2 protein-coding genes are annotated in these 2,090 nt (G+C 64.5%); both read right to left on the bottom strand.

The features are described from left to right. The coding region (locus WAO18_RS23380; protein WP_422208609.1) for an alpha/beta fold hydrolase at positions 1-785 on the bottom strand (785 nt) is incomplete at its 3' end. Continuing rightward, positions 782-2,090 (bottom strand): hypothetical protein (locus WAO18_RS23375; RefSeq protein WP_422208608.1); only part of this gene is annotated, 1,309 nt, incomplete at its 5' end. The genes WAO18_RS23380 and WAO18_RS23375, both read right to left, overlap by 4 nt.

Below are 2,090 nucleotides of genomic sequence, written 5' to 3'. Positions count from 1 at the left end.
ACATGGTCTGCCGTTGCGTAGGCGCCGGCCGACGCAATGGCAGGATCCTGGTCAGACCAGATGAACAGTGTCGGAATTTTGACGGCCGGGAGGCGCTCGTCATCTTGGGCGGCGCTGGAAGACTGGCTGAACGCCCGATTGTTGCGGTAGACGTCGAGGACACCACGCAAGGCTTCCACCGAGCCCAACACCGCGACGTACTCCGCGATGTGACCGGCCGGGACGCCGTCAAAGTACCCGCGCAGCAGTTCGCAATTATTGGCGACCATCAGCTCTTCAACCGCGCCGCGCGGTGCCAGCTGAAACTCGCGCGCGTAGGCGGCCATTGTGAACTGGTCGGGCCCGTTGCCCCGATTCGGTACCACGCCGTGATACGCATCGTAATAGGCATTGGGGTGAGGTACCGAGAGCGCGGTGATCGTGCTCACCCGCTCCGGGTACAGACTCGCCAATGTCCACGCCACACCGGCACCCATGTCGTGCCCGACGACGTCGAACCGCTCGAAGCCGAGTGAATCGGCGATTCCTAGCACGTCGCCGACGAGCTTAGTCATTGTGAACTCAGCGAGGTCCTCACTGCGAGCACCAGGTGAGTAACCCCGTTGGTCGAACGCCACCGCGTGGTACCCGGCCTCGCCAAGCGTGCACAACTGTGCGTCCCAGCACAGTGAGGTCTGTGGCACGCCGTGCAGCAGGATGATATGCCGTCCATCGGGTGGTCCGGCCTGCCGAGCGCGAAAGGTGAACTGGCCCAACGGGATCTCGAAGAGCTGGACAGCGCTCATACCGTCTGCGCCTCTCTGCCAGGTTCTCTGTCAGCGGTCAGCATGGCGATAAGGTCGGCGCGAGACGGCGCCTCGGCGTCGTTGCGCGCCGCTTCGGGGTTCCTCTCCGAAAGCTCGGCGATCCGACGAATGAGTTCGGGATCCTCCATCAGTGCATTCGGCGATGCCAGCAGGTTGGTGCTCCGCAGGATGCCCCGAAGCAGCACCGCGTCATGACGCATGAGGATGAGCAACCTGTTGAATACTGAGGCGAAGCCCTCGGCACCCGCTTTGTCCTCGCCGGCGAGCACCGCTTCGGCCTCGGCCTGGCTCGCTTGGTCCATCTGCACGCTGGCCTGATACCACGGTTTCAATTCCCGCTCCGCGACAGCCGCGTAGCCCGACACTACGTCGTACCGATCCAAGGTGGCGTTGTCGAGGATGCCAGCGAGGAGGTCCACCGACCAGGCCGTGGTCGACATACCGCGCCCGTACACGGGGTTGGTGCATACGAGCGAATCACCCACGGACACAACGCCGGTGGCCAGAGGCCGACCGTCGACAGTCAATGACCGCCACCTGTTGGTGACCCCGGCCATTACAGCTACACCGCTGATCGGTTCACCGAGGACATCCGCGAAAGCGCGAAACTGGGGCAGTTCGCGGAGGAGCCGTTCAAACATCCCTGGTTCGAGCAGTAGCCTGCGTAACTCGGTGTCGCCGCGCGGCACGGTGACCGACGCCCCGAAGGTGCGGCTGTCGGCCTCGATCACGCCCCCTTGCAGGTATCCACCGGTCAGCACGCCGGCCGCATCGGCCGTGAATTCGCAACCGGCCGGCAGACGGTAGAACCGTGACGCGTAGATCACGCCCGATTCGCTGGTTTCATCCGGCATCGCTGCCGCGCCAATCTGGGTGTACCAGTTGGGCAGTTTGCATCGCTTGCCGGCTGACACCACGGTGAGGTCGGCGTCGATTCGGCTACCGTCGTTCAGGCGGATGCCACTGACGTGCGGAATCGCGCCTCTATCCGCGACCAGACCGGCGACCACTGTCTGCCCCCGGAACGCGACTCGATCGTGGTTGAGCGCCGCCTTCCGCAGCGCCCACTCGACGGTGGTGCGCCTGCTGCGGACGGCAGTGAGATCGTCGTCACCCGGTTCGGGCGCGTAGTCGGCCGATGTCGGGGTGAGGTAATCGGTGAGCGCCACTTCCGGAGCGCCGGAGTCGACCAGCGTCTGATAAACAGCGGGTTGGTTTTGGCGCAGAAGACTGCACAGGCGGGCCATCACGAAGTGCGGGAAGCGCACCTGCGGTGCACCGGAT

Source organism: Mycobacterium sp. (genome assembly GCF_049278535.1).
In the GTDB taxonomy this organism is placed as follows: Bacteria; Actinomycetota; Actinomycetes; order Mycobacteriales; family Mycobacteriaceae; genus Mycobacterium.
The sequence above is the reverse complement of the archived record's forward strand: the minus strand, read 5'-3'. Positions and strand labels throughout refer to the sequence as shown.